The 6,965-nt window shown below is 30.0% G+C and carries 5 protein-coding genes; all 5 read left to right on the forward strand.

The window, feature by feature from the left end:
- Window positions 1–120: 120 nt before the first annotated feature.
- From ACI313_RS05570 to ACI313_RS05590, 5 genes are read left to right on the forward strand one after another with little or no spacing between them, the layout of a single operon-like run.
- Complete coding sequence (locus ACI313_RS05570) at window positions 121–1,662, forward strand: LCP family protein (protein ID WP_439755506.1); 1,542 nt, start codon at window positions 121–123, stop codon at window positions 1,660–1,662.
- Entirely contained in the window at window positions 1,649–3,286 is a 1,638-nt protein-coding gene (locus ACI313_RS05575) for an LCP family protein (protein WP_439755507.1), read from the forward strand. Before ACI313_RS05570 ends, ACI313_RS05575 begins: the two co-directional genes overlap by 14 nt.
- A gap of 48 nt (window positions 3,287–3,334) precedes the next feature.
- Entirely contained in the window at window positions 3,335–5,461 is a 2,127-nt protein-coding gene (locus tag ACI313_RS05580) for a glycosyltransferase (protein WP_439755508.1), read from the forward strand.
- 34 nt (window positions 5,462–5,495) lie between these two features.
- Window positions 5,496–6,230, forward strand: coding sequence for a hypothetical protein (locus ACI313_RS05585; RefSeq protein ID WP_320609106.1), 735 nt, complete (start codon window positions 5,496–5,498; stop codon window positions 6,228–6,230).
- Complete coding sequence (locus ACI313_RS05590) at window positions 6,230–6,913, forward strand: glycosyltransferase (protein WP_320609107.1); 684 nt, start codon at window positions 6,230–6,232, stop codon at window positions 6,911–6,913. Before ACI313_RS05585 ends, ACI313_RS05590 begins: the two co-directional genes overlap by 1 nt.
- Window positions 6,914–6,965 lie beyond the last annotated feature (52 nt).

Below are 6,965 nucleotides of genomic sequence, written 5' to 3' on the forward strand. Positions count from 1 at the left end.
CAGGGCTATGCCCGAAACTGAAAAACCACCAGCTAGGCTGGTGGATATTTATTTTATTTAAAATTAGACATTTACTAGTGGTTTATGATAACATAGAAAAGATTAAGGCAGGTAAAATTTATGGCTAAAAGAAAAAATGGACGCAAAGGAAGTAAATTTTTCCGAGTGTTCTCATTATTATTTTCAATTTTATTGATTCTTATCACGGCTTTATTAATTATTCAGCTGATTCGTTTAAATGTACTTCCTATATTTTTTGTTCTTCCAATTAGTATAATTTTAGTTACTATTACATTATTGTTTGTGATTTTTTTGGTTTTTAAATCAAAAAAAGGATTATCACGCTTCATTTTTTCAATTCTAGTTTTAATATTGTCTTTTGTTTATAGCGTTGGAAACTATTATTTATTTGAAACAAATAAGGCATTTGATTCTGTTACAAATTTAACGACTAAAATTACGAATACATTAAGTGTAAGAGTGATGAATGATACAATTTCAGATGAACAACAGTTATCAGGAAAAACACTAGGCTATTTTAGTTCTATGGACGTAGATGATTTAAGTCGTTTAAGTTCTGCGTTACAATCAGATGGAATTGAATATAGTTCGATAAGTTATGATGACATATTTGAAATGGTTGATGATTTATATAATGGATATATTGATGGTATTCTTTTTAATGAGTCATTTAGTGGTGTCATTACTTCTGATGAAACATATAGCATGTTTGTGAATCGTACAACACCTGTTTACTCAACTACATATTATACAGATAATGAAAAGAATATTGAGGATTCTTTGGATGATGTAAGTGTGGATAGTGAGCCATTTACTATTTTAATTAGTGGAAATGATAGTTATGGACAATTTAGTGAAAATTCACGAAGTGATATGAACATGCTTGTAACAGTTAATCCTAAAACAGCTACGGTATTAATGACAAGTATTCCACGTGATTACTATGTACCAATTGCTGAATTAACAGATGGATACAGTGATCAAGAATTATATGACAAATTAACACATTCAGGTTTATATGGTGTACAAACAACAGAAAAAACAATTGAGAATTTTTTAAATACAGAAATAAATTATTATGTAAGAGTTAATTTCTCTTCATTAATTAACTTGGTAGATGCGATTGGTGGAGTGGATGTTTATGTTGAACCTGGATTAGCTGTTGATGCTTTTTATGCAGACACAACACTTGGGGGAGTAAATGAAGGTTGGAATCATTTAAATGGAAAACAAGCACTTGCTTTTTCGCGTGAACGCCATGCATATATAGATGGAGATAATCAACGTGTACGAAATCAACAAATTGTTTTAAAGGCATTGATTTCATCTTTAACTAAGCCGACGATGCTTTTGAATTATCCAAATTTTGTATCCGCTTTATCAGGTGCATTTGAAACGAATATGCCAGCAGCTTCTATTTCTAAATTATTGAAATTCGAATTTGGTAATTTTCCTAAATGGCAATTTGAAAGTACCTCACTTATAGGATACGATGGAAATGATTTCTGTGCTAGTTTAGGAACCTATGCATATGTATTAGTTCCGGATGAATTATCTATTCAAACAACTCATGACAAAATTGAAGCTGTGCGTCAAGGTGGTTCATCTAACGATGTAGAGGAAAGGAATGCAGAAGGATAAAATGAAGAAAAAAGGAATTGTTTTTAGAATTTTTTCTATTGTATTGTCTATTTTATTGTTGCTATGTATTGGCTTATTAATTTTTCAATTAATTAAAATGAACTTTATCCCAACTAATTTACTTGCACCTATTTCGGTTGCAATTGCGTTGGTTGCTTTGATTTTTATTCTTTTGTTGAATTTTTTTACGAATCATTTTTTATCAAAGTTTTTCATTTCATTAATTGTGATTTGTCTTTGTGTCGTTGGTGGAGCTGGAAATTTTTATTTGTATAAAACAAGCAACATGATTGATGCTGTTACAACAAATGAAGGAAAAATAGAAAACGTAGTGTCAGTCATTTCGATGTCTTCTTCTGATATAAATGATTTAAATGATCTTTCCAATAAAAAAGTAGCAACTTTAAAATCAATTGATACATATGGAACAAAACAAAGTATAAATGACTTATGTAAACAATATGAAGTAGAAGATAAAAAAGATTTACCATTTGAGATTGTTGTTTCAAATAGTGTGCAAGAAGCAATTCATTCGTTGTATAACAATGATGTTGATGCAATTATCTTAAATGAAACATATCGTACTAATGTATTGGAAATGGAATCTTATACTGATTTTGATTCGCAAACAAAAGTTATTTATCAAACTACTTATTATACTGAATCTAAAAATGAAGCATTAGCGGTATCAGATATTACAAATGAACCATTTAATATTTTAGTATCAGGTAATGATACCTATGGTGATGTAGGAGAATTATCTCGTAGTGATGTAAATATGGTGGTTACCATTAATCCTCAAACATCAACGATTCTTTTAACAAGTATTCCTCGTGATACTTATATGGCAACATATTGTGATTATGAAGATGCTTGTGTAGTAGGCGCTATGGATAAAATCACGCATACAGGAATTTATGGTATTAATACGACGCAAAAAACGGTAGAAAACTTTTTAGGAATTGAAATAAACTATACTTTTAGAGCAAACTTCTCAAGTGTTATTGATATTGTTGATGCTCTAGGTGGTGTTGATGTATATGTTGAACCTGGAATGGCTGTATCAACTTTCTATGCGGATCATACACTTGAAGGCGTTGTAGAGGGTTGGAACCATTTAGATGGAAAACGTGCTTTAGCTTATGCTAGAGAAAGACATGCCTATCTAGATGGTGATAATCAACGTGTTCGTAATCAACAACAAGTATTAATGGCTATCTTTGAAAAGGCAACAAGTAAAGATATTATCACAAAATATTCTTCTTTATTAGAGGCTTTAAGTTCAGCTTTTGAAACCAACTTAACAATGAAAGAAATTACGGATTTAATTAAATTCCAAATTCAAGCAATGCCAGAATGGAAATTTGAAAGCTATCAAATTTCAGGATACGGTGATATGGCATTGTGTGCAGCTTTAGGCTCAGAAGCATCGGTCACTGTACCATATGATGAATCGGTTCGTATAGCTCAAGAAAAGATAAGTGCTGTTTTACAAGGATATTCTTCAGATACAGTAGAAGATACTTTAAATGCGACTGAATCAGAAGGTGCTTTAAGCTCAGAAGAAATTGATGCTCAAGTACAAGCTGATTTATATGCTTACCAATATGGTTATTATTACTAGAAATTGAGGAATACAATATGTATTCCTTTTTTAAAAGAAGGAACAATTATGGCAAATTTAACCCAAAAAGCAATTAGTGTATTAAAAACAGATGGAATAAATGGCGTTATTAAACATGCTAAAAGGTATGTGAAAGTAAAACAAGAAAGCAAAAAGAATTTTGGATGTGCAAAAGATATTTTATTCGTTAATGGATGTGATCCTCAACTTTTACCACATCCTAGTAGATATCGCGTAACGCATCAAAGAGAACAATGTGAATTATGTGGATACAAAACAGATGAAGTTTTTTATAAATCTATTCAATTTGATATGGTTTATAAATACCGTGCATTTGTGTTTTTTCGTTGTGTTTTAACTGATGAAATTGAACAATTCATCAAAATAGCTAAACAATTAAATAAGACGGTTTTTTTTGATGTTGATGATTTAGTGATTGATACTAAATATACAGATAAAATCGAATATGTCCAATCAATGGATAACAAACAACAATACGACAATGATGTAAAAAGAATGGGTCAATGCTTAGCAATGTGTGATGTTGCGATAACGACTACCAAGGCTCTTCAAAATGAGTTGTTACAATACGTTGATACAGTAATTATTAATCGTAATTGTGCAAGCATAGAAATGGTTAATGCGTCACAGAAAGTAAAAAAGGATGTACATGATACTATTCGTATTGGATACTTTAGTGGTTCTATTACTCACAATGCTGATTTTGAAATGATTTATCCTGTATTAGAAGAAATTTTAGAACAGTATTCAAATGTCGAATTACATGTTTGTGGTGAACTTGATACAAAGGGAAAAACAAACATTGTGACGCATCCTTTTATGGATTATAAAAAGCTTCCTGAATTAATTGGTCAAATGGATATTAATATTGCTCCATTGTGTGAATCTATATTTAATGAGGCAAAATCAGAAAATAAATGGATAGAAGCTTCATTAGTTAAAACATGTACCGTAGCAAGTGATTTAGGTGCATTTAAAGAATGTATCGAAAATGGTAAAACAGGCTTATTATGTAAGACACTAAATGATTGGAAAAATAATTTACTTGCTTGTATTGAATCCAAAAACTTGAGAGATACATTAGCTAACAATGCCTATGAATATTGTTTAAGAAATTGTACGACTATGTATCGTGCTGGTCATTTAGTTCATCAATTAGAACAATATATTCATCCTAATATTTGTTTTGTTGTTTCTAAATTAGAAATTAGTGGGGGAATTATGGTTGCCCTTCATCATATGGAAATTCTTCAAGACAATGGATATGATGTTTCTATTTTATCTTTATACGATACAATTCAAAGCTATGAATTTGAAAATCATATTTTTCCGGTTTTAGGACATGACACAGATTTCCATATTGATCAGGCAATTGCGACTATGTGGGCAACTTGTTCTATGATGGATGAAATTAAAAATATAAAAGTTAAAAAATATTTAGTTCAAAATTTTGAAACTGATTTTTACAATTTCTCAGATTCATTAAAAGTTCAAGCACAACAAAGCTATAGTCCTAAAACAGATGTACGGTTTTTGACTATTTCTAAATGGTGTCAGGATTGGTTGAAAGAAGAATTTTATAAAGATGCGAAATACGCATACAATGGTATAGATAGTAATCGCTTTAATTTTGTATCAAGAAATTGGAATGGAAAAATTCGTATTTTGATTGAAGGAGATTGCTCAGCACCTCATAAAAATGTGGATGAAAGCTTTAAAATTACGAATTGTTTGGACTTTGATAAATTTGAGATATGGTATATGTCTTATAATGCCAAACCTAAAGATTGGTATCACGTGGATCGTTTTATGCATCGTATTCCATATGATGAAGTACCATCTGTATACCAACAATGCCATATTTTATTAAAGACAAGTTTATTGGAAAGTTTTTCTTATCCACCATTAGAAATGATGGCCACGGGTGGATGTGTTGTTGCATTAGCAAATGATGGTAATATAGAATATTTAGTAAATCAAGAGAATTGTTTATTTTATGAAAAGGGAAATATTCAACAAGCACTTGATATGATTCAAAGTCTTTGCCAGAATGAGTCATTACGCACTCATTTAATTGAACATGGTTTAGAATGTGCTAAAAATAGAGATTGGAATCATATTCAAAAGGATATTGTTGCATTATATAAGGATTAGGAAAATGTTTTATTGTATTTTAGTTATATATAACATGGATATAAGTCAGAGTGTATCATACAATGAGTTAAAAAAACAAAATGTAAAAATCATTGTTTGTGATAATTCAGAAATAAAAACAAATAATCAGATGGTTGTACAACAAGACAATCAAGTTTATCTATCAATGAATGGGAACAAAGGCTTATCATACGCATACAATCGTGCGATTGACTATATTTTTTCCCAAACATTAACAGGAAAAGAGAAAATTTGTTTATTCGATGATGATACTCAAATCAGTGATGACTATTTTCAAGTGATGGAAAGAAGTAATTCGGATATATGTTTACCCAAAGTTTATGATGAAAAGTCTTTGCTGTCTCCAAGTTTAATGATAAACGGGAAAAGTATAAGATGGGATGAAAGCCAACCACTTGATAAAAAGAATATATCTGGAATCAATAGTGGAATGTGCATACAGGCATCAGTATTTGAAAATTATCGCTATGATGAATCTTTGTTTTTGGATTATGTAGATCATTATTTTTTGTTTGAAATGAAACGCCAAGGAAAGTCAATTGAAGTTGTCGATACTATTTTACATCAAAGCTTTTCAGCGAATAGTAATGATTTAGAAAGTGAATTAAATCGTTTTAAACTATTTAAAAAAGATAGTGAAATCTTTTATCGTTTAACTAAGTTAAGAGGATATCACTATACATTACTAAAAAGAAAACTTGGATTGATGCTTCGATATAAGAAAACTTCTTTGATGTGGAGGTTATAATGAGAAAGTCAATAAGTGTTGCGATGGCTTGTTATAATGGTGAAAAATACATTGAACAACAGTTGTGTTCCATATTAAAACAATTAAGTGAAAAAGATGAAATTATCATTTCTCTTGATCCAAGTAACGATGCTACAAAAGAAATCATTGAATCATTTAATGATGCAAGAATTCACATTATTAGTGGACCTGGTAAGGGTGTTATTAAGAATTTTGAAAATGCGATAGCACATACATCAAATGAAGTAATCTTTTTAAGTGATCAAGATGATGTTTGGCTAGATGGAAAAGTGGATTTAGCAAATCTAATTTGTGATGATTGCTCGTTGGTTTTACATGATGCTATCATTGTAGATGAAAATCTAAAAGAGATTGAACCATCTTTTTTTGAATACCGTAAAGTAAAAAAAGGTATTTTAAATAACATAGTTCGAAATTCATATATTGGTTGTTGTATGATTTTTGATAGTAAATTAAAACAAGATATTTTACCTTTTCCTGTTATTCCTATGCATGATCAATATATAGGTTTAATAGCCGAAAAACAAAAGAAAGTAAAATGGATTTCTAAGCCTTATTTATTGTATAGACGACATGATAGTAATGTAAGTCAGATGCATTCATCTTCTATTTCTCAACAATTAAAATGGAGATTTCAAATTTGTAAAGCAATCTATAAGTAAAAAGAGGCTGTAACAGTTAAATAGCCTGTACAAAAAAGGATAGCTGACTCAA

It is taken from the genome of Floccifex sp. (assembly GCF_051873495.1).
Taxonomy (GTDB): domain Bacteria; phylum Bacillota_I; class Bacilli_A; order Erysipelotrichales; family Erysipelotrichaceae; genus Floccifex.

Coding starts and splice junctions, on each gene's coding strand:
- ACI313_RS05585 (WP_320609106.1), top strand. CDS start 5,496: ATGGATATAAGTCAGAGTGTATCATACAATGAGTTAAAAAAACAAAAT.
- ACI313_RS05575 (WP_439755507.1), top strand. CDS start 1,649: ATGCAGAAGGATAAAATGAAGAAAAAAGGAATTGTTTTTAGAATTTTT.
- ACI313_RS05590 (WP_320609107.1), top strand. CDS start 6,230: ATGAGAAAGTCAATAAGTGTTGCGATGGCTTGTTATAATGGTGAAAAA.
- ACI313_RS05570 (WP_439755506.1), top strand. CDS start 121: ATGGCTAAAAGAAAAAATGGACGCAAAGGAAGTAAATTTTTCCGAGTG.
- ACI313_RS05580 (WP_439755508.1), top strand. CDS start 3,335: ATGGCAAATTTAACCCAAAAAGCAATTAGTGTATTAAAAACAGATGGA.